The 26,346-nt window shown below is 42.0% G+C and carries 39 protein-coding genes; 35 read left to right on the top strand and 4 right to left on the bottom strand.

Features of this window, described 5'->3' with window-relative positions; genetic code table 11:
• From INF29_RS07310 to INF29_RS07300, 3 genes are all read left to right on the top strand, one after another.
• The coding region (locus INF29_RS07310; protein WP_193485639.1) for a transposase at positions 1-716 on the top strand (716 nt) is incomplete at its 5' end.
• Positions 717-989: 273 nt separating this feature from the next.
• Positions 990-1,643 (top strand): sugar O-acetyltransferase, encoded by a 654-nt coding sequence (locus tag INF29_RS07305; protein ID WP_193485645.1) that lies wholly within the window; start codon positions 990-992, stop codon positions 1,641-1,643.
• 110 nt (positions 1,644-1,753) lie between these two features.
• Positions 1,754-2,308, top strand: a complete 555-nt coding sequence (locus INF29_RS07300) for a polysaccharide deacetylase family protein (RefSeq protein WP_191344238.1) — start codon at positions 1,754-1,756, stop codon at positions 2,306-2,308.
• A 42-nt stretch (positions 2,309-2,350) separates the two neighbouring features.
• Here the strand turns inward: INF29_RS07300 and INF29_RS07295 are convergent, their stop codons facing one another.
• From INF29_RS07295 to INF29_RS07285, 3 genes are all read right to left on the bottom strand, one after another.
• On the bottom strand, positions 2,351-3,835 hold the full coding sequence (locus tag INF29_RS07295; RefSeq protein WP_193485637.1) for a recombinase family protein: 1,485 nt from the start codon (positions 3,833-3,835) through the stop codon (positions 2,351-2,353).
• Positions 3,836-4,080: 245 nt separating this feature from the next.
• Positions 4,081-5,127, bottom strand: a complete 1,047-nt coding sequence (locus INF29_RS07290) for an SAP domain-containing protein (RefSeq protein WP_193485635.1) — start codon at positions 5,125-5,127, stop codon at positions 4,081-4,083.
• A 10-nt stretch (positions 5,128-5,137) separates the two neighbouring features.
• Entirely contained in the window at positions 5,138-5,512 is a 375-nt protein-coding gene (locus tag INF29_RS07285; RefSeq protein WP_193485633.1) for a helix-turn-helix domain-containing protein, read from the bottom strand.
• Between the two features lie 152 nt (positions 5,513-5,664).
• Between INF29_RS07285 and INF29_RS07280 the strand changes: the two genes are divergently transcribed.
• The gene (locus INF29_RS07280; RefSeq protein WP_193485631.1) at positions 5,665-5,880 is read left to right on the top strand and encodes a hypothetical protein; all 216 of its coding nucleotides are present in this window, start codon (positions 5,665-5,667) and stop codon (positions 5,878-5,880) included.
• Here INF29_RS07280 and INF29_RS07275 read toward each other — a convergent pair.
• Positions 5,871-6,062, bottom strand: a complete 192-nt coding sequence (locus INF29_RS07275) for a hypothetical protein (RefSeq protein ID WP_193485629.1) — start codon at positions 6,060-6,062, stop codon at positions 5,871-5,873. The genes INF29_RS07280 and INF29_RS07275 overlap by 10 nt on opposite strands.
• Positions 6,063-6,170: 108 nt before the next feature.
• Between INF29_RS07275 and INF29_RS07270 the strand changes: the two genes are divergently transcribed.
• The 31 genes from INF29_RS07270 (at position 6,171) to INF29_RS07125 (ending at position 26,346) form a co-directional block, all read left to right on the top strand.
• Complete coding sequence (locus tag INF29_RS07270; RefSeq protein WP_193485627.1) at positions 6,171-6,341, top strand: hypothetical protein; 171 nt, start codon at positions 6,171-6,173, stop codon at positions 6,339-6,341.
• A 15-nt stretch (positions 6,342-6,356) separates the two neighbouring features.
• Positions 6,357-6,629, top strand: coding sequence for a hypothetical protein (locus INF29_RS07265; protein ID WP_193485625.1), 273 nt, complete (start codon positions 6,357-6,359; stop codon positions 6,627-6,629).
• Positions 6,630-6,998: 369 nt separating this feature from the next.
• Positions 6,999-7,142, top strand: coding sequence for a hypothetical protein (locus INF29_RS07260; RefSeq protein WP_193485623.1), 144 nt, complete (start codon positions 6,999-7,001; stop codon positions 7,140-7,142).
• 13 nt (positions 7,143-7,155) lie between these two features.
• On the top strand, positions 7,156-7,509 hold the full coding sequence (locus INF29_RS07255; RefSeq protein WP_193485621.1) for a Cas9 inhibitor AcrIIA9 family protein: 354 nt from the start codon (positions 7,156-7,158) through the stop codon (positions 7,507-7,509).
• Positions 7,510-7,521: 12 nt separating this feature from the next.
• A complete protein-coding gene (locus INF29_RS07250) occupies positions 7,522-9,060 on the top strand; it encodes a PcfJ domain-containing protein (protein ID WP_193485619.1) in 1,539 nt (512 codons plus the stop codon).
• Positions 9,057-10,118 (top strand): DUF3102 domain-containing protein, encoded by a 1,062-nt coding sequence (locus INF29_RS07245; RefSeq protein ID WP_193485617.1) that lies wholly within the window; start codon positions 9,057-9,059, stop codon positions 10,116-10,118. Before INF29_RS07250 ends, INF29_RS07245 begins: the two co-directional genes overlap by 4 nt.
• Positions 10,115-10,246, top strand: coding sequence for a hypothetical protein (locus INF29_RS14925; protein WP_272872640.1), 132 nt, complete (start codon positions 10,115-10,117; stop codon positions 10,244-10,246). Before INF29_RS07245 ends, INF29_RS14925 begins: the two co-directional genes overlap by 4 nt.
• Positions 10,234-10,563 carry a hypothetical protein gene (locus tag INF29_RS07240; protein WP_193485615.1) on the top strand — a complete coding sequence of 110 codons (330 nt, stop codon included), beginning with the start codon at positions 10,234-10,236 and terminating at the stop codon, positions 10,561-10,563. Before INF29_RS14925 ends, INF29_RS07240 begins: the two co-directional genes overlap by 13 nt.
• A 58-nt stretch (positions 10,564-10,621) precedes the next feature.
• Entirely contained in the window at positions 10,622-11,200 is a 579-nt protein-coding gene (locus tag INF29_RS07235) for a hypothetical protein (RefSeq protein WP_193485613.1), read from the top strand.
• Positions 11,201-11,299: 99 nt separating this feature from the next.
• Positions 11,300-11,908: a hypothetical protein gene (locus tag INF29_RS07230; RefSeq protein WP_243184119.1), complete on the top strand. Its 609-nt coding sequence runs from the start codon at positions 11,300-11,302 to the stop codon at positions 11,906-11,908.
• A gap of 16 nt (positions 11,909-11,924) precedes the next feature.
• A complete protein-coding gene (locus INF29_RS07225; RefSeq protein WP_193485611.1) occupies positions 11,925-12,206 on the top strand; it encodes a hypothetical protein in 282 nt (93 codons plus the stop codon).
• Positions 12,207-12,552: 346 nt separating this feature from the next.
• Positions 12,553-13,299, top strand: a complete 747-nt coding sequence (locus tag INF29_RS15495) for a rolling circle replication-associated protein (protein ID WP_456298264.1) — start codon at positions 12,553-12,555, stop codon at positions 13,297-13,299.
• Positions 13,293-13,625, top strand: coding sequence for a hypothetical protein (locus INF29_RS07215; RefSeq protein WP_193485608.1), 333 nt, complete (start codon positions 13,293-13,295; stop codon positions 13,623-13,625). Before INF29_RS15495 ends, INF29_RS07215 begins: the two co-directional genes overlap by 7 nt.
• A gap of 4 nt (positions 13,626-13,629) precedes the next feature.
• Positions 13,630-14,037, top strand: a complete 408-nt coding sequence (locus INF29_RS07210) for an HNH endonuclease (RefSeq protein ID WP_193485606.1) — start codon at positions 13,630-13,632, stop codon at positions 14,035-14,037.
• Between the two features lie 81 nt (positions 14,038-14,118).
• The gene (locus tag INF29_RS07205) at positions 14,119-14,568 is read left to right on the top strand and encodes a phage terminase small subunit P27 family (RefSeq protein WP_022253676.1); all 450 of its coding nucleotides are present in this window, start codon (positions 14,119-14,121) and stop codon (positions 14,566-14,568) included.
• On the top strand, positions 14,565-16,262 hold the full coding sequence (locus INF29_RS07200; RefSeq protein WP_207728134.1) for a terminase large subunit: 1,698 nt from the start codon (positions 14,565-14,567) through the stop codon (positions 16,260-16,262). The genes INF29_RS07205 and INF29_RS07200 overlap by 4 nt, the downstream gene beginning before the upstream one ends.
• 17 nt (positions 16,263-16,279) lie before the next feature.
• Positions 16,280-17,518: a phage portal protein gene (locus INF29_RS07195; protein ID WP_193485604.1), complete on the top strand. Its 1,239-nt coding sequence runs from the start codon at positions 16,280-16,282 to the stop codon at positions 17,516-17,518.
• Positions 17,508-18,098: an HK97 family phage prohead protease gene (locus INF29_RS07190; RefSeq protein WP_243184121.1), complete on the top strand. Its 591-nt coding sequence runs from the start codon at positions 17,508-17,510 to the stop codon at positions 18,096-18,098. The genes INF29_RS07195 and INF29_RS07190 overlap by 11 nt, the downstream gene beginning before the upstream one ends.
• 42 nt (positions 18,099-18,140) lie before the next feature.
• Positions 18,141-19,280 carry a phage major capsid protein gene (locus tag INF29_RS07185; protein ID WP_193485600.1) on the top strand — a complete coding sequence of 380 codons (1,140 nt, stop codon included), beginning with the start codon at positions 18,141-18,143 and terminating at the stop codon, positions 19,278-19,280.
• Between the two features lie 13 nt (positions 19,281-19,293).
• Entirely contained in the window at positions 19,294-19,581 is a 288-nt protein-coding gene (locus tag INF29_RS07180; protein ID WP_193485598.1) for a head-tail connector protein, read from the top strand.
• A 10-nt stretch (positions 19,582-19,591) separates the two neighbouring features.
• Complete coding sequence (locus INF29_RS07175) at positions 19,592-19,927, top strand: phage head closure protein (protein WP_193485596.1); 336 nt, start codon at positions 19,592-19,594, stop codon at positions 19,925-19,927.
• Entirely contained in the window at positions 19,927-20,334 is a 408-nt protein-coding gene (locus INF29_RS07170) for a hypothetical protein (RefSeq protein ID WP_193485594.1), read from the top strand. Before INF29_RS07175 ends, INF29_RS07170 begins: the two co-directional genes overlap by 1 nt.
• Entirely contained in the window at positions 20,334-20,783 is a 450-nt protein-coding gene (locus INF29_RS07165) for a phage tail terminator family protein (RefSeq protein ID WP_193485592.1), read from the top strand. The genes INF29_RS07170 and INF29_RS07165 overlap by 1 nt, the downstream gene beginning before the upstream one ends.
• 3 nt (positions 20,784-20,786) lie before the next feature.
• Complete coding sequence (locus INF29_RS07160) at positions 20,787-21,869, top strand: phage tail sheath C-terminal domain-containing protein (protein ID WP_193485590.1); 1,083 nt, start codon at positions 20,787-20,789, stop codon at positions 21,867-21,869.
• 11 nt (positions 21,870-21,880) lie between these two features.
• On the top strand, positions 21,881-22,102 hold the full coding sequence (locus tag INF29_RS07155) for a hypothetical protein (RefSeq protein ID WP_193485589.1): 222 nt from the start codon (positions 21,881-21,883) through the stop codon (positions 22,100-22,102).
• On the top strand, positions 22,095-22,523 hold the full coding sequence (locus INF29_RS07150; protein WP_193485588.1) for a phage tail tube protein: 429 nt from the start codon (positions 22,095-22,097) through the stop codon (positions 22,521-22,523). Before INF29_RS07155 ends, INF29_RS07150 begins: the two co-directional genes overlap by 8 nt.
• 16 nt (positions 22,524-22,539) lie before the next feature.
• Positions 22,540-22,935 carry a phage portal protein gene (locus tag INF29_RS07145; protein ID WP_193485586.1) on the top strand — a complete coding sequence of 132 codons (396 nt, stop codon included), beginning with the start codon at positions 22,540-22,542 and terminating at the stop codon, positions 22,933-22,935.
• Positions 22,936-23,094: 159 nt separating this feature from the next.
• Complete coding sequence (locus INF29_RS07140; protein WP_193485584.1) at positions 23,095-24,663, top strand: hypothetical protein; 1,569 nt, start codon at positions 23,095-23,097, stop codon at positions 24,661-24,663.
• A 15-nt stretch (positions 24,664-24,678) separates the two neighbouring features.
• Positions 24,679-25,104 carry a phage portal protein gene (locus tag INF29_RS07135; protein ID WP_193485582.1) on the top strand — a complete coding sequence of 142 codons (426 nt, stop codon included), beginning with the start codon at positions 24,679-24,681 and terminating at the stop codon, positions 25,102-25,104.
• Positions 25,097-26,068 carry an XkdQ/YqbQ family protein gene (locus INF29_RS07130; protein WP_193485580.1) on the top strand — a complete coding sequence of 324 codons (972 nt, stop codon included), beginning with the start codon at positions 25,097-25,099 and terminating at the stop codon, positions 26,066-26,068. Before INF29_RS07135 ends, INF29_RS07130 begins: the two co-directional genes overlap by 8 nt.
• Positions 26,068-26,346 (top strand): hypothetical protein, encoded by a 279-nt coding sequence (locus INF29_RS07125; protein WP_193485578.1) that lies wholly within the window; start codon positions 26,068-26,070, stop codon positions 26,344-26,346. Before INF29_RS07130 ends, INF29_RS07125 begins: the two co-directional genes overlap by 1 nt.

Raw genomic sequence — 26,346 nt, 5'->3', positions numbered from 1 at the left:
CTACCATGACGCAGGAAAAGGTATTTTCCGATACCTTCAGCACCACCGCCCTTGCTGTCTACGAAAAATTTGAATCCGCAGAAACACTGGCAAAGATGGACTTACAAGAACTGACTGCATTTATTATGGAAAAAGGGAAGAACCGTTTCCCTGATCCGGATGCAGTAGCCAAAGCCCTCCAGAAAGCTGCCAGAAGCTCCTATCGTTTGCCTAAAACCGTGAATGATTCTGTAAATCAGGTGCTTGCTATCTCCATAACATCAATCAGAGCATTGGAATCCCAAATCAAAGCATTTGATAAAGCTATCACGAAGCAAATGGAACTTTTGCCCAATGTTTTGATATCCATTCCCGGTATTGGTCCGGTACTTTCTGCTGGAATTATGGCTGAGATCGGAGACATCAACCGTTTTCAAAATCAGGCTGCCCTTGCTAAATATGCAGGTCTTGCATGGCAGCAGCACCAATCAGGCGACTTTGAAGCCCAGACAACAAGAATGATTCATTCCGGCAACCGATTCTTAAAGTATTATCTGTGTGAAGCAGCATTTTCTCTTGTAAGATGCGACAAGGAATACAACCGCTTTTACCACATCAAATATAAAGAAGTAAATAGATTTCAACACAAACGTGCCCTCGCATTAACTGCTCGTAAATTTGTGCGGTTAGTCTTTGCACTGCTCAAAGACAATCGTTTATATCGTCCGGCAGAATAGATTTTTCTATCTGCCGATACACTAACCCTGCTCATTTTTCAAAAATACGATTTGCAGGGCTTAGGTGGGTGTTTTTGTCTTTTTGAAACATAGCTGAAAGTATATCTTTCAATATTGTTTTTATCTTGACATATCACCGCTGGACTTTTCATTGTATTTATTCAAGCACAATGAGGATGAATTGTCAAGCAATGGGGAAGATCAGAGGGCTGGTATTTTGAAAAAAGCAGTGCTAAAATAGGAAATAGAAAATGGGAAAGGAAGGTGTTTATGATGACAGAAGAAGAAAAAATTTATGCCGGAAAGATGTTTGACCCAAGAAAACAGGAATTAAAGGACATTAAGCATAAAGCCCATATTGCCTGTCAGAAATATAATACCATGGATGAATATGATCCTGAAAGAAGTCCCATCATTCAGGAGTTCATTGGAAAAATTGGGAAGGTGTACTATTTTCAGGGACCTATCCAGTTCAATTATGGCTCTCATACGTTTATTGGAGAGAACTTTTTTGCCAATTTTAATCTGACAGTCATGGACGACGCACGGATTTATATTGGGGATAATGTATGCTTTGGTCCCAATGTTTCCCTGATGGCAACGTCCCATCCACTGATTGCCCAGGAAAGAATGGGACTGGATGATGAGGGAAAAACCACTATGGCGGAATATGCCGATGAGATTCACATTGGGGATAATGTGTGGATCGCCTGCAATACCGTTGTCATTGGCGGTGTGCATATTGGGAATAATGTTGTCATTGGTGCAGGAAGCGTAGTTACAAAGGATATCCCTGATAATTATCTGGCTTACGGAAATCCCTGCAGACCCATTCGTCCCATTACAGAAGCTGACAGCAAAAAGTCTTTGATTTTGCCAGAAGATATGGAACATTTTTCCTATAATCTGAAAAAATTCGAGAAATAAATATCATGAAAAAGACATGGAGAAAATGTCTTCTTTTCCCAATACTTGTCCGTTTTTATCATAGAAAAATTGTTTTTTGCATAGGATAGAACAAAAACGGAGGGAAGATTATGCAATTTTTCCGTGCGATTCATTTGAAGAAGAAGTATGTCATTTTAGGTGTATCAGTATTGGCTGCCATTGGCTTAGGTGCGCATTTTCTACCGCCTGTGGCAGAATACACTTCAGCGGTGCTGACGGCACAGACAAAACGGGAATTACCCATTTACTGTGTGCAGACAGATGAAAAAAAGGTGGCAATCAGTTTTGATGCTGCATGGGGTGCGGACGATACAGATGAGTTGCTACAGATTTTAGACGACAATGATGTGACGGCAACTTTTTTCCTTTGTGGGTATTGGGTGGATAAATATCCAGAAGAGGTGGAAAAAATTGCTGCCGCAGGTCATGATTTAGGAAATCACTCAGCAACGCATCCCCACATGAGCACTTTATCGTCAGAACAAATTACACAGGAATTGCAGGGATGCCATGAGGCAGTAAAAGAGTTAACGGGGATTGACATGAATTTATTCCGCCCACCATTTGGAGAATACAATGATAACGTTATCCGAACAGCAAAGGAAAATGGGTATTATTCTATCCAGTGGGATGTGGATACATAGGAAACAAAAAGAAAAGAGGAAAAGCGATTGCTTTCCTCTTTTTTATTTGAACCGAATATCAATACCATCTTCTGTTAAAACGACACGGTCAATCATATTATGGGCAATGTCCCGGCGATCTTCAAAGGACATATTTTCCCAGTCATCCGCAGTGAAGGGGATGACCTCTGCTGTATTGAATTCTGCCAAGGCTTCCGAATATTGATGAATGAGCAGCTGTTTTTCCCGGTGAAGGGTTTCGATTCTGCGGTTGATATATTCTGCGGAAATACTGCTGACATTTTCCAGAGTAGAAATCAGATTTTCTATTTTGCTGTCGATGTCTGCGATTTTCTGCTGATTTTGTTTGATAACGGCGTTTTCACGCTTTTCTCGTGTAAGGTGGTATGATTCCACCTCTTGTATCAATCGTGCCTGCACATGGGCTTCCACGTCCCGTACACGGTGTGTCTGCTTTACGTCACAGCACTTATGGAGATATTTTCCAGAGCATACAAAGTAGGGGGTAGGACCTTCTTTTGTTTGACCGAATCGAACGGAAAAAGCATAACCGCAGTGACCGCATTTGACCAAACCAGTCAACCAGGAATGCTTTCCTTTTCCGGTGTTTTTTATCTGCCGATTCTTTGATAATTTTTCCTGGCAATATAAAAACATGGTGCTGTCAACAATGCCTTTATGGTGTCCAATAGCCAATAAATGATTGGAAACATCTTTGTATTTCCTTTCGCTGGCATCACGTTTGCCTACCAAAATACAGCCGTGGACGCCGTCAAAATCTTCTGGTTCATTTGCTAGGATAGCACCACGGGCTTTGTAGTAGTTATACACGGCAATGTCCGCCCGTACATAAGCGGGATTTTTCAAGATGCTGGAAAGTTTTACATTGTCGAAATTGACGCCACCGGAAGAAAGGGAGCCTGTCCGGATCAGCTCCTTTTGCACATCGGAAAGACTAGTATTTGGGCGGGAATACACTTCAAAAATACGGGCTACTGTTTCCAGATCGGCGTTAGGCTGGTAGATGGTAGCTTTCTTTCCGTCCAACGTGGTACGCACCAGATCAAAGCCATAGGCAGCGGGACCGCCGCCCCAAGCGCCTTTTTTAACACGGGCGTAGTAGTTATCCCGGACACGTTCAGCGATGGTTTCCCGTTCAAGCTGGGCAAACACAATAATGATATAAAGCATGGCACGTCCCATGGGAGTGGAAGTGTCAAACTTTTCTGTGGCGGAAACAAAGGAGATGCCGTTATTTTCCAGCACGTCAATGAAGTCGGCAAAGTCTACGATGGAGCGGCTGATTCTATCCAGACGGTAGACAACAACCTTTTCGATGCGTCCGGCTTCAATGTCGTGCATCATTTCCATGAATGCGGGGCGGTTGGTATTTTTACCGGAAAATCCGCTGTCCTGATAGATTTTGAAGTCATCCGAAAATACTTCATGTTTTGCATATTCAATTTGGCTTTCGATGCTGATACTATCCTTTTTTTCTACGGATTGTCTGGCATATATTGCAATCATGATAGACCTCCATTTCTGAAAGAAACTAGAAAAAGGGTTGCAAAATACGAACATACGTTCTATAATGTCAATAGATAGAAAATCCACGGGGAGGGAAATCGCAGAAATGAGTGACGAAGAAAAAATAAGGGAACAGATCATCAATAAACTGCAAGAAATCCATAGCGTGAAATTCCTGTGGATCATTTATGATTTTGTAAAAAATTTTTAGCTATGAAGAAAGCGGTCGAAAGACCGCTTTTTTTTTACAAATATCTGACAAGTGATTCAATCAAAAGATGTTGATGTTCTGATAAATCATCAATGGATGAAATCTTATATTCATCAAAATCAGAATGATCATTAGAAATAAACAATAATTTTTCTGAATCATTATTAACAAGTTTACAAATAGGTCTAGCATTACCTTTCTTATAAAAAACGGTGATGCAGTTTGAATCTTCGGAAGAAGATAAGTCAGAAGATTCAATAAAATCGGAGAGACATGCAAAGACAGACTTTTCAAATATAGATGCGGATTTTGTTTTTCTGGCTCTTTTTGGTTTAGATTCAACAGCAGAAGAATTTTTATTCTTAGCAGTGTTTTGTTTAAAATATTCTTTGATATATTTTACAGCATCACGATAATCCTCTTTGGCTCTTTTCTCCCAGTCACGCTCATATTCACGAAGTGCTTTTTCATATTCCCTTTCTGAATCGTAATCATAACGGTCAACACGGCTAATATCAGAGAAGTCAAAACATTCAGAATCTAAAGATTCTAATAACAAATCTCTGAATGAATAACTTGGGAATTGAGAAACGGTAGCAACCCAATTTTCGTGGAAAACAAATAAGTCACAACAAATGCGTTGCCTATGTGTTTTCATAAATTCAAGATAAGGATATTGGGAAAGAAGTTCCTTTCCTTTTGTAGATAATTCTGCAACTGTCGGAATAGAAATCGGAGCCAATAGGTCCTCTGTTAAATTTTCAGATAGTAGATGCACAATATCATCTTTTTTTCCTTTGACTGGAATATCATATTGTGCAGCAATATCTTTTAATTCAGTAAGCTTCAAACTGCCAAGAGCAGAAATCTTACTAGAGGGCTGAATCCATCCATTAGATATAATACGCTGGTATGTTGTGTTTGAAAAATTATGTTCAGAAGAATAATAATTTTTTAGGACGGATGGAACATAAGGCTGATTCCATGGTTTACCGACCTGATAAAGCATGAATACAGCGTCATAAGGATTGAAAGAAGGTTCTTTCGATTTGTTGCTTCCAAAAATACCAAAAAGTCCCATATAATCACCCTCACAAATAATCTTTCACATTTCTCATTATCTTTTTGATGACTTCTTTTTCATCCTCACTTAATTTCAGGTATTCGATGATAAACTGCTTTGAAAAATCATCATCAGTCTGAACAAGATCGGCGACCAGTTCAACCAACTCATTCCCTTTTTCCATTGGAGGACGATACATATCACCGACACCAGTCCGGAGCCATTCTTCATTGACGTTAAAAACACGGCAAATGTCTTTAACAGTTCTATCAGGAACATCAGTTTTTCCATACTCATAATTTGAAACTGCAGAACGTGATAAATTCAGTTTTGATGCAAATTCAGCTTGAGTAAGTTTTTTATCTTTTCGTAATTCAATCAATCTTTGATTTAATGCCTGCAAAATATCACCTCCTGTCCATCAACTAAGAAAAGAATATCACGAGAAAAATAAAAAATCAATAGAAAATGCCACAAAAAAGCAAAACTATATTGACATTTGCTTTTTATTGGCTTATGATAGCCATAGAAAAGCAAAAAGAAAGGGGTGTCAATATGGAAAAAGGAAGTGGAGCAGCAAGAAAATCTATCATTTCAACAGAAATGAAAAAAGATGACTTTGCAAAAGAAATTATGGAGAGAATGGAGGAACTGGAATTTGACGTAGAGGATGCAGAAACATTTCCTGCATTTTTAGAACAGAAAATCAAAAAAAATAACGAACGATTTGAAAAAGAAAAACCGTTCGCTATTTATAGAGGTTACCGATGAGATTTAACAAGTTTCAGAAAAACGGGATAAGCGTTTTCGTAATCTTGATAAAAATCCTGCACATCGAATGATTCTGAACTTGATGTAGCCACATATACAGAATAGGCAACGGCAAGATCATGTGCTTTTTGCGCATCAGATATACGATCGAAACCTTCGTAATCAGGGTTTTGAGTTGTCATAGAGATTCCTCCTTTCATTAAGTACTTGGCTGCTGCAACAGCCTGTACTTTCAGAATAGGAGCAAATAAGAATACTGTCAACAGAATTTAGAAGAAAGGGGTGTCAATATGAATAATCAGAAAATGGATGAAAGAACAAAAGTCATTGTAGACGATGCAGTGGAAGCGGCAAAAGGATTTATCATGCTGCAGACCAGCGAAAAGGAATTTATTCTGGGTTTCATCAAAGGCATGGCAGCCCAGAAAGAGCTGTCAGAAGCAAGAGAAAAGATTGCATAGGGAGGACGTTAAACAATGAAATACCGATATGTAATGATACAGAAGAAAATCAAAGAGGGTGATTGGAATGCACAGATTTTGATTGAAGACCCAGATAAGCCCATCGGCAAAAAAAGAATTGAAAATGAAATCGAACAGGGCGGGAATATTGTAGGCTGGATTGATACAGACTGCCCGAAAACATACATCCAGAATGGCATGAAATTTTCAGAAATGAAAAAAGTGGATGAAATAAAAAGCACAGTGAGAAATATCAGTGAGAAGTTGGAAGAAATATTCTGGAAGTAAGAAAGGTTTCGGTCATGTGTCGGGCGTATGCCCGAATCACTCCTCCTATTTACTAACATACTCAAAAGGGCGCATGGTCGAGCCGTGCGTCCGACACATGACCGAAGCGGAAAGGAAACATGATGTACCCATATCACAACATGATCAAAAAGAGAATCCGGTGTGGAGAGCTGCTGGGGTATTACATGACCGACAACTATCCAAAGATCGGGAAGGCAATGGTGCTGTTATTCAAGACAGACCCAATTAGACGCCCCATCAGACCACACAGGATTCCAGAGTATATGCACCTGCTGGGACAGCGGGGGGAGCTGAATAAGCGAATAGGACAAACAGAGGGAAACATACCAATATACAGGGGGTGTGAATATGCCGAAAGAGTACAAGGTAACAGTATCATACTGCGAAAAGACGCCGGAGGAAGCGGAAAGAGTGAAACGGCAGATCACAGATGTTCTGTATGAAAAGAAAATGTTAAGCCTGCAGCGGCAGGAACAGAAGAAAAAAGCATAAAGGAGAGAATACCATGGGAAAGATTGAAAATGCCATCGAAAAACTGAACAACGATATCCAGAAGCACCCAGAGGATCAGTACAGAGCATTAGTGGGGGAACACCTGATTGATTGTATCACAACGGAAGAAATCGCAGACAAAGTGCTGGAAGAAGGGAAGACGCTGGAAGCGGCACTGAAAACAATTACGGCTAATGCAAAGAAAAAAGCTGTCAGCAACTGTGCTGTGATTGCAGATGAAGAAGTTTATAAGTGGGCAAGAGAATATTTCGGTATTGAAGCAATGGAAGCGGAAAAACCGAAATCCGCAAATATTGCGGAAACGAAGAAAAAAACATTGAAACTGTCACTGGAAGATTTTCTGTAAGGGGGAAGTTTCATGGAAAAATTCAAGGATGATGACTGGATGCTTTGTCCGGAAGAAATACCGGAAGGGCTGTTTGAATACATCAGAAATGTGGTGCTGGCAGAAGATCATGTGCTGCTCTATAAAAAAGGCAATATTGAGGGGTTTTGCTACGATTGCAAAGAAGAAGTTTATGCACAGCCTTGGTCAGAAAAATTTTATCAAGGTGCAAGAGTAAGATGTCCAAACTGCGGCGGGTTGGTACAGTGCGTAAAAGAAGATAATAGTAATTTTTTAGTCGAAAATGTGGAAAATGTGGTCATGGCACAGAAAGGAACAGACGGAGAAACCGTATTTTTCCGCCAGTGGAGAGTATTAAGAGATCCTTCCGGTGAATGGAAGGACCTGAAAAAGTGGCTGAAAGAAACAGTCCGCTATGCCATCAGAGGGACGTATTGTGCGAAGTGGCAGAAAGAAAGCAAGGAAAACTACTATTATACATGTCAACGGTATGACCTGAAAACATGGACAAAATGGAAGGGAACAGATGTATATGATAATGCATATTATTTTTGCCCTTATGGAATAGAAGATGTACTGAAGGGAACCAGAATGGAATATGCAAATATTCTTGAACATTTAGATAAACAAAAAAATCCTATCAAATACTTGATGAATTTTGCAATGTATCCGGTTATTGAATTTTTGGATAAAGCCGGATACAGCCTGCTGGTAAAACAAAAAAATGACGGACTGGAAAAGGAAACACGATATGCCATCCGATGGCAAAGAAAAAAACTGAAAGAATGCTTCAAGTTTCCGCTTCATTGGCTGAAATGGAAAGAGCCGGAGAAGTACACAATGAGGGACATCCAGAGAATGAATGTATTCTATGAAATCAGACCACAAGCAACACAAAAAGAAGTTGAACAGGTGGTCAATACACATATTCCGGTGGATGATATGAAAATACTGCTGCGATATATGAGTATGGACAAGCTGGGAAAATATCTGGAAAAGCAGGAAAGGGCGGTAAAAGCATTCAGATATTGGGAATATGCTTCAAGAATATTCAGGGATTACATAGAGGAATGCCAGACGCTGGGGCTGGATCTGAACGATAAGCAGGTGCTTTTCCCCAAAAATCTAAAACAGGCACATGAACGAACTATGGAACAAATCAAATTTGAAAAAAACAAAGCAGATCAGGAAAAATTCCAGAAAGCTGTTGAAAAAATGGAACGGTATACATGGGAATGGAAAGGGCTGCTGATTCGTCCAGCCAGAACACAAGAGGAATTGCAGGCAGAAGGAGCGGCACTGCATCACTGTGTGGGTGGATACTGCAAAAGGATTGCAGAACAGGAAACAATGGTTTTTTTTATCAGAAAAACAGAAGAACCGGACAAGCCGTATTATACATTGGAACTGCAGAACAACCTAGTCAAACAGTGCAGAACAGAACATAACAAATCCTATGGCACAGAGCCGGAAGTGTTTGAATTTGTAGACCAATGGATGAAGAAAGTTGTGAACAAAGGTGGAAAAAAGAAGGAGGATAACGCAGCATGAATGAAATGACAAGACCTATCGAGGTTATCACACAGGAAATTCAAGTATATAAGGTGCAGGCAGGTTTTGCATTGATTGAAATTGGAAAGTGTTTGCTGGAAGCGAAACAGTGTCTGCCCCATGGAGCGTGGGGAGAGTGGCTGAAAAACGAAGTGGATTTTTCAGAAAGAACAGCGCAGAACTTTATGAAAATTGCAAAAGAGTATAAAAACCCGCAGCTGATTTCGGATATTGGAAATTCGCTGTCAAAAGCATTAGCATTAACCGATTTATCAGAAGAAGAAAGAGAAGAATTTGTGGGAGAAGCCCATGAAATCAATGGGGAAGAAAAGACGGTGGCAGAGATGACCACCAAAGAACTGAAGGAAGTGCTGAAAGAGCTGGAAGCAGAGCGAAAAGAAAAGGAGAAACTGAAAAAGCAGCTTGATTTGTTTGAGGATGAAGCCCAGAAAAAGCAGGATGAAGCCGTAGATGCTGCATACAGTCATGGGGAGAAACAGATCAAGCGCTTATCCGAATTGAAGGAACAGGCGGAAGCAGCCGCAAGAGAAGCGGAAAAGAAGGTAGCAGAGCTGCAGGGAGAAGTTTCAGAGTTGCAGATGCAGAAGGAGCAGACCACCCTGTTGGATGCAACAGAACTGGAAAAAATCCGGATGGAAGCGGAAGCAGAAGCCCAAAAAAAGGCAGAAGCAGCTTTGCAGAAGAAGTTGGACAAAGCAAAAAAAGAAGCTGAAAAAGCCAAAAAGGAAGCAAAAGAAGCACAGGCAGCCATCGAAGCCCATGAGGAAGCCCAGAAAGAAGCAGAGAAAACAGCACTGGCACTAAGAGAACGGTTGAAGCTGGTGCAGGAAGAAGCCGATAAGAAGGTACGTCTTGCCGGAAATCAGGAAATGGCAGTGTTCAAGGTGCATTTTGAAAATGTGCAGATGGAATTCAATGAAATGATGACCTGCATCGACAATTTACAGGAAAAGGAACCAGAGGAAGCCGGAAAAATGAGAACGGCAATGAAAAGCCTGTGTCAGAACATCATGCAGATTTTGGAGGACAAGCAGTGAAAAATGAAAGAAAACATGCCAGAGAAGCGGCGCTGATGTTGGCGGTCATGGCAAGTGCCATCATTGCGGCGGTTTTGATTTGGTTTGGAATTATCTACGGAATAGGGGTGTTGGTATGGTCCATGTGAAAAATCATGTAGTCGGCAAATGGCTGTTGGAAAATGAAAAAGCAGAAAAGGTCTGTGAAGATATTCTGCAAATTATGTGTAGCGCATTAGAACAGGTGGTACATACAGCAAGAGTGAATGGAGTGGATGAAAATGAAGCGGTGCTGCTTGCGTCCCAGTTATTTAGACTCACGGAAAGAGAATTTGATTTTACAGAAGCAGAATGTGACGGTTTCTGCGAAACGTGCAAAAAGAAGGGAAAGTGCGAGGTCTGTAAGAGAAAAGCGTATGAAGCAGAAGCAGGAAAAGGCGGTGCAGAAGGTGATCGAAGACAATGAAAAAAGAATCGGCAGTCATTCCGTCAGCGTGCTTCAGGGGAAACGGAAAGTATGCTATGTGAGCGGACAAAAAACAGACCTGCAAAAACACCACATCTTCCACGGAGAAGGCAGAAGGGAAGTGTCAGATCGGCATGGATTCTGGGTATACCTGCAGGCGAAATATCATAGTGCAGCTCTGGGAGGGCTGCACGCATACCCGAACAGTGGACTGGATTTGCAGTTGAAGCGGCTGTGCCAGAGAGAATATGAAAAGGTATATGGTGAAGAAGCGTTTTTTGAGATTTTCAATGAAGATTTTATTCCATTTAAGAAAGAAAAAGCAAAAGATTTACAAAGAACAATGTGGCAAATCATAAATCTTAATAATTGGAAACGTAGAATCAATGGAAAGTCAGATGAAATTTATACACAGGAGGATTTTTGGAAAGAGATATATCCAGATGATATAAGACGACCGCTGCATGATTGTTTTCTTTGTGAATATGAAAGTCAGTTCGGAGAAGTAGAGCAGTGCATACATACAAAACCAGATTGGGAAAAGATCAAAACAACAGAGGAAGCAGAAAAAGAAGCTTTTTACGCATGGGGAAACATTGGAATAGAGAAAAGAGGTTTTGAGGTATGGGGAAAGTAGGGATTCCAGGAATTATCTGTATGCCTCTGAAGAAAAACACAAAAGGTGTTCTATCAAACTGGCGAGTGGTAAAGTGTCCAAAATGTGGGCGTGAGTGTTATGAACGACCGATCCCAAAGGAATATGAAGGACTGGCATTTGAAAAAGCACTATGCACAGAGTGTGCGTTTGAGGGTGAGCGGAAGAAACAGAAGGGAAGAAGTAAAGATGGACAGAAAAGAAATCACAAAATTTCTTAGTGATCTATTGGTAAATGATAGATTTCAAGGGATAGGAAAATACTGGGCAAGAGAAGTAAGCATTGACTATGGAACAAAAGATGTGAAGCGAGTTGACTTTATGCAGTTTGTACCAAGTGGAGTTGTAAGTGTTTCTGAAATTGAAAAAGGGCGCTTTATATCATACGAGGTAAAAAGCTGCTTAGCAGACTACAACAGTGGATATGGAAAGAACTTTTTGACAGAACAAAACTATTTAGTTATGCCGATGGAACTATATAAAAAAGTGGTAAAAGAAATTCCACATGAAATAGGGGCTATATGTCCAATACCAGAAGAAAAAAGCATAACAGAAGAATTTGATGATCCAACACCATTGGACGCTGAAGGCGTAAGGTGGAGGATGAGAGTTGTACTATCGTCAATGCCTATTGGTAGAAAGCGGTCAATGGTAGAACTGCTTTTCTGTATGTTGAGGTCAGGAAAATGATTTGGGAGGTGAGAGTGTGGGTGTATGCAAATATCGAGTATCAGATAGATGTATGAAATCTGGTTTTAATTGTATATTCGACAAAAAATGTTTTGAGCCTGAAGAAAAGCCAGTAGAAACAAATGCAGACCGAATTCGGTCAATGAATGATGAGGAATTGGCAAGACAGCTTGTTGTAAAAGTTGATGATGTTGAGGGGATCAGTTTGTTTCTTTCGTTGCCGACGGAAAGAATGTTCATCACAAAGTCGATTGCAGAAAAGATAACACTTGAATGGTTAAAGAAAATAGCAGAATGAAATAGGTGGAAAAATATGGAAAAATCGAAAGCAAGAAAATGCAAGATTTTCAACTGTGACCGCAGACGGGGCAATGTGTGATGTGCTGATTGTGGTTTCAAGAAAGGATGCAAGAATAGCTGCCAGAATAGACCAGAGGTCTGTGGTTGCGTAGTGGAAAATAAAACAACAGATACAAAATAAAAAAAGCGGTCAGAAATGACCGCTATTCCCATATCTGAACATGGGAATTGAAAATGCCTAACATCATTATATAGGAAGAAACTCATTTTTTCAAGGGGGTAAAATCCCTTTTGGCTGTCCATAAAGCAATTAACATTACGTACATATACAGGGGGAAAAGAAAATGCCAAAATACAGAAAGAAAATAAGAGCAGGAGATGTCTATGAAGTAGAAGAGTTTTACTGCCCAAGAACCATAGGGAAAAAATATGAAAGGGGCAGAAATGAAAATCTGACAACAGAGGAACAACAGAAAAGGAATCTATACCGAACCAGAAGAGAACTGACCAGAATGGTCAATGCTAATTTTTCGGGAAAGGATATTTTTGTATTGCTGACACATGACTGCATTATGGATCTGGAAGAAGCCAGAAGAGAACAGTCGAATTTTTTCAGGCGGCTGAATCGATACAGGAACAGAAATGGATTCGACCCACTGAAATATATATATGTGATTGAGATGCAGGGTAGAATACATCATCACATTGTCATGAATCAGTTTGAAGGTTTGAGCATGAAAGAGATGCAGCAGATCCTGCAGGAAATTTGGGGAAAAGGGCTGGTGCTGATCAAGCATCTTTATAAAAACCAGAAAGACAATCGTCTGGCAAGTTATCTCACAAAAGAGAACTATAAGAAAAAAGGAAAGCGGTGGAGCGGAAGTAGAAACCTGAAGAAGCCAAAAGTAACAATTGAAATTGTGAAAGAAACAAAAAGAAAGGTGAAACTTCGGGCGCCGAAAAATTTTGAAATTGTAGCAGCACATGAAGATTTCTTTGAAGAGATCGGATGGGTGAGATATATGAAAGCAGTTCGACGGGGTGGAATGGACTATGGATCGTATGAAGAAGGGAGTGAGGATGATTGCTGACCAAAGAGCAAATGGAACGATATGGGGCTATGGAATCATACATAATCATTTTGATTGACCGAAAGAATTTTGAAATCCAGAGCAGCGGCAGGAAGCGGTGCAAGGAAGCTATGGAAACACAAAGGCAGATTGACCAGTTGATGGAAGAAAAAAGGGAAGTGGAAAAGGAATTGGAAAGGATTCCAAACCTGCGAATCAGAACGGCACTCATTATGAAATATAAATACAGGTACTCATGGAAAGCTATTGCCCAGAAAATTGGAATGGGTGACACGGAGGACAGTATTCGGATTGCAGTTGAGCGTTTTTTCAGAAAGGGGGAATGAAAGAATGATGAAAGCATGTCAATATTGCGGCAGGATGCACCAGAGGAATGAAGTCTGTCCAAAAAAGCCAGCAAAAAAATACAAAAAGAAAAGAAATACTAATAGTTTTGAATCAAAATATAATAGTTTTTTATCAAGTTTTGCATGGCAAAAAGCTAGGGAAGAAACAAAAGTAAGAGATTTATATTTATGTTCGATATGTTCGGTTAAAGGGAGGTATGATGGAAAAAGGAAATATGATCCGCAGCCGTTAGAAGTGCATCACATTGTGCCAGTCAAAGAAGATTGGGATATGCGGTTAAAAAAAGATAACCTTATAACGCTCTGCAGAAAACATCATGAAGACGCCGAAGCAGGTCTGATATCACGGGAAGAACTAATGGAACTGACAAAAAGTATCCCCGGGGGGTAAAAATCTGAAAAAAGGCGTCGCTTTTCCACACGAAACTGTCGGACGCAAACGTAAAAAATTTTTTAGAAATGAGGTGGAAATATGGGACGCCCCGCGAAACCAATCGGCGTAGCGGTGGGTGCAAGGACGAAAGATGAGATTGAAGGACGGGCAGCCGCCGAAGAAAAATTGAAGGGAAATGCACCACCAAGACCGCCGAAAAATTTGAACAAGGAACAGAAAAAAATATTCCGCGAAATCGTGAAGCGGTTGCAGGATGCAGACATCCTTTGCGCATTAGACGATTATATCCTAGCAAAGACGGCGGTTGCCATTGATAAACTGCGGGAGATAGATGCAGACATCGAAGCAAAGCCTGAAAAGAAGTATGACACAGATGTTATGAATGCCAGAGCAAAATATACACAGGACTTCTATCGGGGTTGTAACGAGTTGGGCTTATCACCACAAGCACGAGCAAAGATGGCAATTAGTTTGAGCAAACAGGAGGAAGATCCCCTGACAAAGCTGTTAGCGGGTGATGGGGATTGATTGAAAAAAACAAAGGGTACAGGTACGCAGTAGAAGTGCTGGAAGGAAAAATACCAGCGCCAATGTATGTCAAAAAACAGCTGAAAGAATTTGTCGAGATCGCAGACGGAAAAAATGAAAAGTACATCATCAACGAAAAGAAATATACACTGCTGCTAAAACTTTTGCGGCTTATCATAATGCCAAAAGGTGCACATAAAGGGAAAACTGTGGAAAAATCCTTAGCTGGTTTCCAGTGGGTATTGATCATAGCGGCACTTTGCACGGTATACCGAGAAAATACGCAGAAGCGGCGGTATCAGACCGTGATTCTGGAAATAGCCAGAAAAAACGGAAAAACATTTCTGGTGGGTTTGATGTTTATTCTGCTGATGCTGACGGAAGATAAGTTTGCGAAACTATATAGCGTTGCGCCGGATGGGACGATCAGTCGAGAAATCAAAAGCCAAATTGAAGAAATCATAAAAAGCAGCCCTGCTTTATGTGGGACAAGCAAAGGGAAAGCAAAATTCAAAATATTGCTGAACTACATCCTGTGTAACATGACAGAAATCAAATACACACCGCTGAATACATCCAGAAACCGTATGGACAGTAGGGAGCCGACGGCGTTTGTTGCAGACGAAGTAGGAGCGCTGCCGTCACCATACCCGCTGGAAGCAATGTATTCAGGTCAGTCAAACATTCAGAATCCCATAGGATTTATCATTTCTACAAAATATCCGACCATGTTCAATCCATTTGAGGAACAAGTCGACTACGCAAAAAAGGTATTGGATGGAGTTGTAGAGGATGAAACCGTTCTGGCTTTGTTATTTGAACCGGATGACAAGGACAACTGGATGGAAAACGATGAAATTCTACAGCACGCAAACCCTCTGGCATTGGAAGTGCCAAAAATCATGGAGGATTTGAAGGCAAAAAGAAAGCGTGCAATCGAAATGAAGTCTGCAAGAGAAAACTTCTTGACAAAACACTGCAACATCATCTATCAGGGCATGGGAACAGATACCTATGTACCAGTGTCAGATGTGCAGAAAGGTAGAGTGACAAAAATCGACTGGACGGGGAAGCGGCTGTATATTGGGCTTGACCTTTCCATAACCACGGACAACTGCTCTGTGGCTATTGCTGCTTATGACGATGAAAACGACATTATCGAAGGAGAAGTTATGGCATTTTTCCCAGAAGGAAAAGCGGAGGAAAAAAGCCGTACAGAAAAAGTGGACTATCAAAGATTTGTGGAAGAAGCAAAAGCGATTGCCTGTGGTGATCAGATTGTAGACTATGGAGTAATAGAGAGATACATCATGAACATTGAGGAAAACACAGGCGGAAAAGTAGTAGGTGTGGGGTTTGACAGGTATAATGCCATGTCAACAGCACAGAAGCTGGAAGCAGCAGGAATGACAGCGGTGGAAATCAGGCAGCATTCATCGGTATTACATCCGGCAACGAAGATTTTGCAGGAACATATTCTCGAAGGAAAATTCAAATACACCGAAAATGAACTGCTGGAAATCAATTTTGAGAATGCCAGAGTAACACAAGACACAAATCTGAACATGTACGTCAACAAAAAACGGTCTGCCGGAAAAGTGGATATGGTGGTAGCACTGATCAATGCCTGTTATTTGTTGATGCAGAATGAAATTATAGAAGCGCCTATCACATGGGGCGCTATTGAGCTGTAAGGGGGTGAGGAAAAAGCATGGGATTTTTAGATATTTTCAAAAAAAACAGCAAATCCGCAAATGATGCGGAAATGGGAGAAACACGGATGCTGACTATGGAATATCTGTCAGACATTTTGGCGGGAAATGAAATGACCGAAGCAAAAGCCATGGAAATTCCGGCAGTGGCGGCGTCGGTGGAGTATATCGGAAATAAAGTAGCACTTGCCCCTGTGTATCTTTACAGCAAAGAAAAAGACGGCATCAGAAAAGTGGAAAATGACAACCGGGTGCACCTGCTGAATGAGGAACCATCAAATCTTTTTGATAGCGTATTATTCCGAAAAATGATGGTCAAAGACTATCTGCTGCATGGTGTTTGCTATGCGTACAAGAAAATGGTGGGGAATACCATCACGGAATTGGTATATGTGCCGCCGGAGCAGGTACAGAAAACATGGTCGGACAACGTGCTGGATAGGACGGTACGATATTGGATTCAAGGGAAGGAAATACCAGAGTATCAGCTTGTCCGTATCATGCGCCAAAGTGATGATGGCGTCAATGCGGAAGGAATCTTGCAAACCAATAAATCAGAACTACTCCTGGCGTACACACAAGTGTTATTCGGGAAAAAAATAATGGACAGAAACGGCAGAAAAGCCGGATTTTTGACAGTCCAAGATAAACTGAGCAAAGAAGCCTTTGAAGAACTAAAAGCAAAATGGCCCGATGTGTATAGTGGACAAAAAGAAGCAACCATGGTACTGAATGCGGGTGTGCATTTCAATGAAATGTCAAGCAGTTTGCAGGAAATGCAAGTAGTAGAAAACAAAAAGTATGATTCAGAAAAAATCAACAATCTTTTTGGGATTTCCCCGGCAATCCTAAACGGTACCGCAACGGATGAGCAGGAGATCAACACATTTGAAACAGCAGTGCTTCCGATCTTGGCTGCACTGGAGAAAGGATTGAATAAATATTTGCTGCTGGAACGGGAAAAAAAGGACAGATATTTTCATTTTGACGTAGACACCGCACTGATGGGAACAATGGAAAAGCGGTTCAATGTCTATAAAATAGGCAAAGAGGGCGGATGGATGCAAATTGATGAAATCAGAGAAAGGGAAAACATGAAGAAACTGGGGCTGAATCATATCACGCTTGGCTTGCAGGATGTATTGTATGACCCAGATACAAAAGAAATTTTTATCCCGAATATGGCAGCCACAATGAAAACGAGTGGGAAAGGGGGTGTGAAAATTGATGAAAGTTGAAGTGAGGGCGCAGGAAATCATCATTTCAGGCTATGTCAATGCCATCTGCCGCGACAGCAGGGTTTTGGAGCTGCCGGACGGCACAAAGTATGTGGAGCAGGTAGCGGAAGGAGTGTTTGCCCGTGCGATCAATAACAATCCAGAAATTTTCCTGAAATTGAACCATGACAGGGTGATGGGCAGCACAAAAGACGGTGTTCTTACGTTGAAAGAGGATAACATCGGGCTGTATGCAGTGGCTAAGTTCCAAGACGAAGAAGTCCTGCAGGCGGCAGAAGCGGGGAAAATTACCGGCTGGTCCTTTGGATTCCGCTGCATAGATGATGAATGGACATTCACAGACGAATACTACAAGCGCCGTATTTTAAAAGACATCTATCTGAACGAAGTATCATTACTAGTAGGACGAACACCTGCATATGCAGGTACGTCATACGAAATGCGGGGAGAAAAAGCAGAGCTGGTAGAAACCAGAAGTTTTGATGGTATGACGGTAGATGTTGAGAAGAAAGAGCCGCCGGCATTTTTGGGGTTGGAAAACAAGCGGAAATGGCTGGACATGGAAAAAGGCAGATACTAAAAAGAGAATAAAACAGATGAGCTAAGAAAAGGAGAGATAAGCATGAGCAAAGTGAAAGAATTGATGGAAAAGAGAAATGATGTACTGGTAAAAATGACAGCCATCATCGACAAAGCCGAAGAAGAAGTCAGAGCAATGACTGAAACCGAACAGCAGGAGTATGATAAGTACAAAACAGAGCTGAAAGGTTTGAATGCTACCATTCAGGCAGCGGAAGAAAGAGCAAAACAGGAAGCAGGGGATCACCCGAAGGGACAGGAAGAAAAGACAGAGGAAGAAGAAATCAGAGCATTTGAGCAGTACTGCAGGGGAAATGTGAACGCATTGGAGGAAAGAGCGATGAAGCTGGGGGACAATCACAGCATCATGCCCAGAACCATTGTGGACAGAATCATCACAAAGGTGAAAGAAACATGCCCGATTTTTGAACTGGCGGACCTGTACAACGTCAATGGGGAACTGGTAGTTCCATATTATGATGAAACCAGCAGCGCAATCACGGCGGCATACCTTGAAGAGTTTTCTGATCTGGTGGAAAAAACAGGAGATTTGAAGTCATACACACTGAAAAGCTATATCATCGGTGCATTGGCTAAAGTTTCCAAAAAGCTGATCAACAACACAGATATTGATATCGTAGGTTTTGTTGTAAACCAGATTGTTAAAAGTCTGCGTGAAATGATTGAAAAAGAAGCATTGACTGGAGAGAGTGGAAATATGAAAGGTATTTTTCCCAATGCAAAAAATAAAGTGACAGCACCAGATGCAACTATGACGCCAGATCTGCTGATTGATGTGCAGATGAGCGTAAAAGAACCTTATCAGGAAAATGCTGTCTGGATCATGGACAGAAGCACATTCCGAGAAATCAGAAAGCTGAAAGACGGAGATGGAAACTATCTGATGATTCCGGATTTTGCGACAGGCGGTGGATGGATGCTGCTGAATAAAAAAGTACATCTTTCTGAAAATGCACCAAAGTTTGCTGCGAGTACAAAAGTGCTGGCATACGGTGACATGAAAGGATACACCCTGAAAATCGGAAAAGATATCGAAACACAGATTCTGCAGGAAAAATATGCTTCACAGTATGCAGTTGGTATCCAAGCGTTTGTGGAAGCAGATGGTGCGATCACAAACGAAGAGGCCATTGCCGTACTGGAAATGGGTGCAGCTGCGTAAGGGATGAGAGCTTATGAAAGTATCTGAAATTACAGTCAAAGATTGCCTGGAATATTGCCGGGCGCAAGCAGATGCAGAAACCGAAAGGTTTCTGCAGAATGCTTTGACGGCGGCGAAAAGCTATATCAAAAGCAGAAATGCCATTGATGATGCGTATATGGACGAACACGAAGACTTGATCATAGTGGTATATATTTTGGTTGCGGATATGTACGATAACCGCAGCATGACCGTCACAAATGGCAAGGAAAATCCAACAGCAACCACCATTTTGAAATTGCACGACAAAAATTTTCTGTAAGGAGGACGCCATGAACAATATATCCGGAAGATTGAACAGAAAAATCGAACTGTGGCAGCACGTCCAGACAGAAGAAAAAAACAGCATCGGGCAGAAAAAATGGGAAGAAACAAAAGTGAAAGATGTGTGGGCAGAAGTGAAACCACAAACAGGGAGCCTGTTAAGCGGAAGAGCCGCAGAAAGCACATTGTCCCGCACGACACATAAAATAACAGTCAGATATGACAGCAGCATCACACCGGGGATGTGGTTCATGGCAGGCGGTCAACGATATGAGATACTGTATATTTTAGACCCATATCTGACAGGAGAGGTTTTGGAAATCTTCTGTGAGGTGGTGATTTGATGAATGGATTTGACTATATGGAATTGGACGAACTAAACAGAGATATTTTGAAGCTGGCAAATGAAACCATGTCGAAGGAATCAAAATCCTTTATGAGAAAAGAAGGAAGCAAGATGACTAAGCAGGTGAAAGGCGGTCTGCGGACAGGGTACAAAGTCAGAACAGGAAATCTGGTAAAAATGGTTAAGCGTGGCGAGACTTACCTGTACCCAGCAGAAAACGCCTACCAGATCAGAGTACACATGGCACCGCATGAAAACGTCGTAGACTATGAACATCGCACACCCGGAGGAAAAGTGGTCAAAGGGAAGCGGATAAAAGATAAGGTCGAAGCCTTTTTTTCAGAAGAATTTGAAGAAGATGTGCTGGATTTTATTGATGATCTGCTGGATAAGGGGTTGAGTTAATGGCGGATATTGGAACAGCCGTGGCAGGTTTCACGGATATTTTGGAATCTGAATTTGACATTCCTGTCATTGATAAGGATATTGAAGAAGATTTCCCGCGTCCGGCGTTTATCATCCAGACAGAAAATATCACGCATGACCGGATTGGACTATATCCGCATGATAATTTTGATTTGGAAATCTACTATTTTTCGCCAAACAGGTACAGCGGATATGCCGATTTGTACGGCATCATGCAGAGAATACAGGAACTGTTGAGCGTGGACAGAGTGACATTTCCAGATGGGTACATGATACCGACAGAAGAACAGGACTATGCACTGGACAGGAAAGACATGACGCTGAAAGTTACCGTCAATGTGGATATGGTGCATCCATATACAGAACCGGAAGGGGAATTGATGGAAGTACTCAATGACAGAATCAAAGGATATGAAAAGGAGGGATGATGGATGGCACAGACTATGCCAAACATCGAAGTCATTTTCCGAAAAATGGCTGTTTCAGCCATTCAGAGAAGTGAAAGAGGTGTTGTTTGCATCGTGATGAACGATGCGACAGAAGGGGAAAACACAGTAAATAAATACAGTTTTTCTTCAGAAGTGAAAAAAGAAGAATATACAGCAGAGAACTATAAAGCCATTCTGGGTGCGTTTATTGGACTGCCGAACACCGTATATACAGTAAAGCTGACAGCAGAGAACACATTTGATAATGCGGCAGACCTGCTGAAAAGCATTGATTACAACTGGCTTTGCTATCTCAATGGAACCAGTGGGGAACAGGACAAAGTGGCAGCGTACATCAAAGAAATCAATGCAAAGAATAAACGGAAGAAGCGGAAAGCGGTTGTATATAAGGCAACCACAACGGATGATATGCACGTTGTGAACTTTGCAAATGAAGGAATCAAGTTCAAGGAAGAAACGGCAGCATATCCGGTAGCAAGCTATACAGCCCGCATCTGTGGATTGCTGGCAGGGCTGCCGTTCACAAGGTCTGCAACATATAGCATTTTCCAAGAGCTTGAAAGTGTAACGGAGCCGGAAGAACTGGATGCAGCCGTGGGAAAAGGAGAATTTGTACTCTGGAATGATGGTGCAGACGTAAGAGCTGGAACGGCAGTCAACAGCCTGAAAACACTGGGAGAGGATGCAACAGAAGACATGCAGAAAATCACAGTGGTGGAAGCAATGGACATGATCCAGGAGGACATCGGACAGACATTCGCGGACTACTACTGCGGGAAATACAAAAACAGTTATGACAATCAGGTGCTGTTCATTTCCGCAGTAAACAGTTATTTCCGACAGCTTGCGGCGGAGAGTGTGCTTGACCCCAATTTTAACAACGTAGCAGGCGTTGACGTTGAAGCCCAGAGAGAGCAGTGGATTTCTACTGGCGCACCAGAAGCGGCAGACTGGACAGAGCAGAAAGTGAAAAATATGACTTTCCGGGATAACGTCAATCTGGCAGGGAATGTGAAGATTCTGGACGCCATGGAAAATCTGACATTCAATATCACACTGGCATAAGGATGGAGTGTATGGAGAAAAAAGATATCAATGATAGTAACTTTGAGATTTGTGGTGCATTGTGGAGAAATGGAGAATTGTTAGGACAAATAAAAGAGTTAAAAATAAGAGTAAGAATGCCAAAGTTTCAAGAGGTATCGAAAACAAGTATAGATGCACTGAAAGATTTAGAAAAAGGTAACTTTAATTTTGATGTCAAACTGATGAATAAAGGGGGGAAAGAGTGTGGATAAAGTAAATACAAATAACATCATCCGTGGGACTTATGGAAGGCTATGGATGGATGGAGAACTTTTGGCTGAAACAAAAAGTTTTGAAGCAAAAGTATCAATGACATACGAGGAAGTCAATTTCGCAGGTGATCTGGGAACACATCAGCGGTATATGGGATATACCGGAGAAGGAACAATCGTATTACATAAAGTAGATTCCAAAATTGCAAAAAAGATTGCAGAAGGCATCCGCACAGGCATTTTACCTGATATCAAATTTGTGGGAAAACTGGAAGACCCAACAGCATTGGGCGCAGAACGTGTGGAATTTCTGGAAGTAACCATTGATGAACTGATGCTGCTGAAATTTGAAAACAAGGCAATTTTGGAAATGGAAGTGCCGTACAAATTTGCTGATTTCAACTATATCGACATGATCTGATGGAGGGAAAAAAGATATGGCAAAATTAAATCTGGAAGAATTGGTGGCAAGAGCTACCCAGAGCAAAGCAGATAAGTTACAGGTGAGAATGGTTGTCATTGACCAGGAAGGGAATACCATTCAGGCAACGAAAAAAGACCTGCGAACGGTTGCAAAGACACTGGACATGGAAACAGAAACTACAAATGACAGATTTCAGGCAGAAATGAAGTTGGTATATGACCATTGTCAAGTACTGCATGAGAAGGAACTGCAGGCAGCATACGGCTGTGTAGAACCTCTGGATGCAGTGGAAAAAGTATTTGACAGCAACATGGGGCTGATTGAGAAAGCAGCAAAAAAAATTCTGGATATGTACGGTCTGGCAGAAGAAGAGGGTACAAAAAATCCTGTCGATGATGTAAAAAACTGATACGGGGCGGCGGGGACGCCGCCCTGTTTCACTATTACATACAAAAAGGACACAGCCTCCGGGAACTGGAAAGCCTGACCTTCATGGAACAGATATTCTACATTGCATCCATGGAAGTGGAAGGAGAAGCATGGGAAGAAGCAGAAGGGAGGTTAAAAGATGGCATCAACAAAAAAGGTTAATATCCTGTTAAGCCTGAAAGATAGATTTTCAAAACCGCTGGCAGGAACAACAAAAGAAATCAGAAAAGCTAGGCAAGAAATGAAACTGGGACAGAACCAGATCAATAAATGGGGGCGTTCCATCAATAACGCATTTACGGGTGCTGTAAAAAATGCGGCAAAATTTACTGCAGCTATGGGGGCAGCAGGAGCCGCCATGGGATTTAAAGAAGCGTTTGATTTGGAAACATACAAAGCCCAATTGGAAACAGCCACAGGCAGTACAGAAAAAGCCGCAGAGCTGATGAAAAATGCCATTGCCATGGCGAATAAAACACCATTTGAAGGTGGCGAACTGGTAGAAGCAACAGCCATGCTGGAAGCTATGGGCATGGATAGTAAAAAATGGCTGACCTATGCCGGCAATATGGCAGGTGCAACTGGGAAAGACATCATGCAGGCAACAGAAGCCATTATTGATGCACAAGCCGGAGAGTGGGAACGCATGAAGGAGTTCGGCATCAAAGGCGTGGACAATATGGATGATTTGGTGCAGATCATGAACCAACGTTTTGCCGGAGGGATGGAAAAACTGGCAGGAACCACAAAAGGTATATGGTCGACGGTAACTGGCGTAACCAAAAACAGCCTGGCAAAAATCATCGGTATCATGGACGATGGCAGCGTGCGACAAGGCAGCGCATTGGACAAGGTCAAAACAAAATTGTCTGAATTTGCGGATACGCTGACAAGGTGGCAAAACGACGGAACCATTGAATCGGCAGCAGAAAAGGCTGCTACCGCCGTGGATAAAATCAGCAATGCTTTCAAGTGGGCGAAAGATAACGCGGGATGGCTAATACCTGTACTTAGTGGGCTTGTAGGGGCACTGGTAGCGTTTAATGTATTGTCAACAGTAATCGGCTTATGGAAAGCATATCAAACCGTAGCAACGGCGGTAAAGGCAGCACAAACGGCGTTAAACCTAGCAATGACAATGAACCCACTTGGGCTGTTGATAGTGGGGATAGGGCTGTTGATAGCTGCAGGTGTAGCACTGGCGATGCATTGGGACGAAGTCAAAGCAGCGGCAGCGTCACTTTGGGAAAATATTAAGTCGGTATTCGGAGGAATCAGAGATGCAGTCGTAGGCGCATTTGATACGGTCAAAACAAAGGCGGGTGAAGCGCTTGACTGGATTGGAAATAAATTAGATGAACTATGGCAAAAAGTCCAAAATATCCCAGTCATTGGTTCATTGGCAAAAGGTGCTGCATCTAGTGTAAGTTGGCTTTGGGATAAAATGACAGCGCCGGGCGCTGCAGCACCATCTTATGCAACAGGTACACCATATTTCCGTGGTGGTATCAGCCGCATCAATGAGGGCGGCAGAGGGGAACTGGTACAGCTGCCATCAGGCACAAAGGTTTTCCCACACACCAAAACAAAGCAGATGATGGGAAACAGAGTATATAACATCAATGTCAATGTAAACGGCGGCAGTGATCCAGACGAAACCGGACGCATTATTGCAAAGAGAATCAAAGAAGCGCTGGATGTAGCGTAAGAAAGGGGGAAGAATATGGAAATCGTTTTCAGTATCAACAACAATGCAGAAATTATGGTCATGCCTGCGGCACCGGAATTTGAAATTGCGGAAGCACAGGGAAACGATACATTTCAGGGATTGACGGTAAATATCCGCATGATCGGCAATAAAGAATTGCGTACCATGTCCCTTTCCTCTTTCTTCCCTTCCAAACGCTATCCATGGATGTCGCCATACGCAGATGTCAACCCACAAGCCTATATTGATTTTTTCAAATCCATCAAAACACAGCGTATTCCGGCACGAATCGTAATTTCTGACAACAACGACCGGGAAGTGCTGAACATGGCGGTCAGCATTGACAATTTTACATACAAATACCGGAAAAACGGCGATGTGGACTATACGCTGGACATGACAGAATATGTATTCGTGAGAGCAGGTGGCATCAATGGTTAGGATGGTATGGAACCGGACAACAGATATCACGGATTTTTGCGGCAGTATCAGCCTGTCGGACAATCTGGACAGCGTGACCATGGAATTGAAGTGGAATATACCAGTCAATCCGCAGGACAGATACCTGTATAACAGTTTGCCGAAATTGGACGTGGGGGATAAAATCGACCTGATCGGCGAAACAAAGACATTGTTTTCTGGAATCATCGTGGAGCGGGGCATTGCCGGAGAAATGACAGCTTATGATTATGGTTTTTATCTCAAAAACAACGATGTCATTCTGCAGGTAAAAACGGATGCGAACACAGCCATTTCAAAGTTATGTGAAAAGGCTGGTATTCCACTGGGAACTATGCCCAGTATGCCAACACAGATCAAAAAGATTTACGCAGAGGAAAGCTGTTCGGAAATCCTAGAAGATATTCTGGAACAAGTGACGGCAGAACAGGGAAAGAACTATTTCTGGCGTGTCAAAGGCGGAAAGCTCAATATTTATGAGTATCCGACCAAAATTACATACGCCTATCATAAATTTGAAACAGGGAATACGCTGGACATCACATATGCTTTGGGCAGCGTGGGTGGTAGTGACAGCATAGCAGAACTGCGAAACGCTGTGCAGGTGGTATCGGAGGATAACGAAACCATTAAAATTCTTGCAACGGCAGAAGACGCTGCCAGCATAGCGAAATTCGGGCGGATGCTGGATGTGGTGAAACAGTCCGGTGATGAGCAAAATCCGCAAACGGTTGCGGAAAACAAATTGAGAGAAAACAACACGGTCAAGAAAACCAGAAATGTGTCCAATATGCTGGGATCGGAAGCAGTGGAAGCAGGTGTGCTGCTGTTGTTTTCCTCTGATAAGTTTGAGGTATCGGGTGTGTATCTGGTGAAAAATGTCACCCATACATTCGGCGCAGGTCACACCATGAGCATGGACATTATGAAAACAGAGGTGGTTTGATGGATGATGAATTTGTACAGTTGGCAAAAGCACTGAAAGAAAGAAACAAAAAAGCAAAGAACGGTTTGACATTGTACTATGCCACCATCCAACAGCAGGAGCCGTTAATCTGCAATGCCAGCGATGGGCAGATAACCTTTGAAGAAGGAGATAACCTTCGGGTATCTGACGATATCAAGCGAAAGATGCTGCAGGATGAAGACAGACGGGATTATATCGGCAAAACCATAGCTGTATTAGGCGTGCAGGAGTTTTTGACCGTGGCTATTTTGGAATGA

Source organism: Anaerotignum lactatifermentans (genome assembly GCF_014982935.1).
GTDB classification, from domain to species: domain Bacteria; phylum Bacillota; class Clostridia; order Lachnospirales; family Anaerotignaceae; genus Anaerotignum; species Anaerotignum lactatifermentans.
Note: the sequence above shows the minus strand (reverse complement) of the source record. Positions and strands in the feature narration are given on the sequence as shown.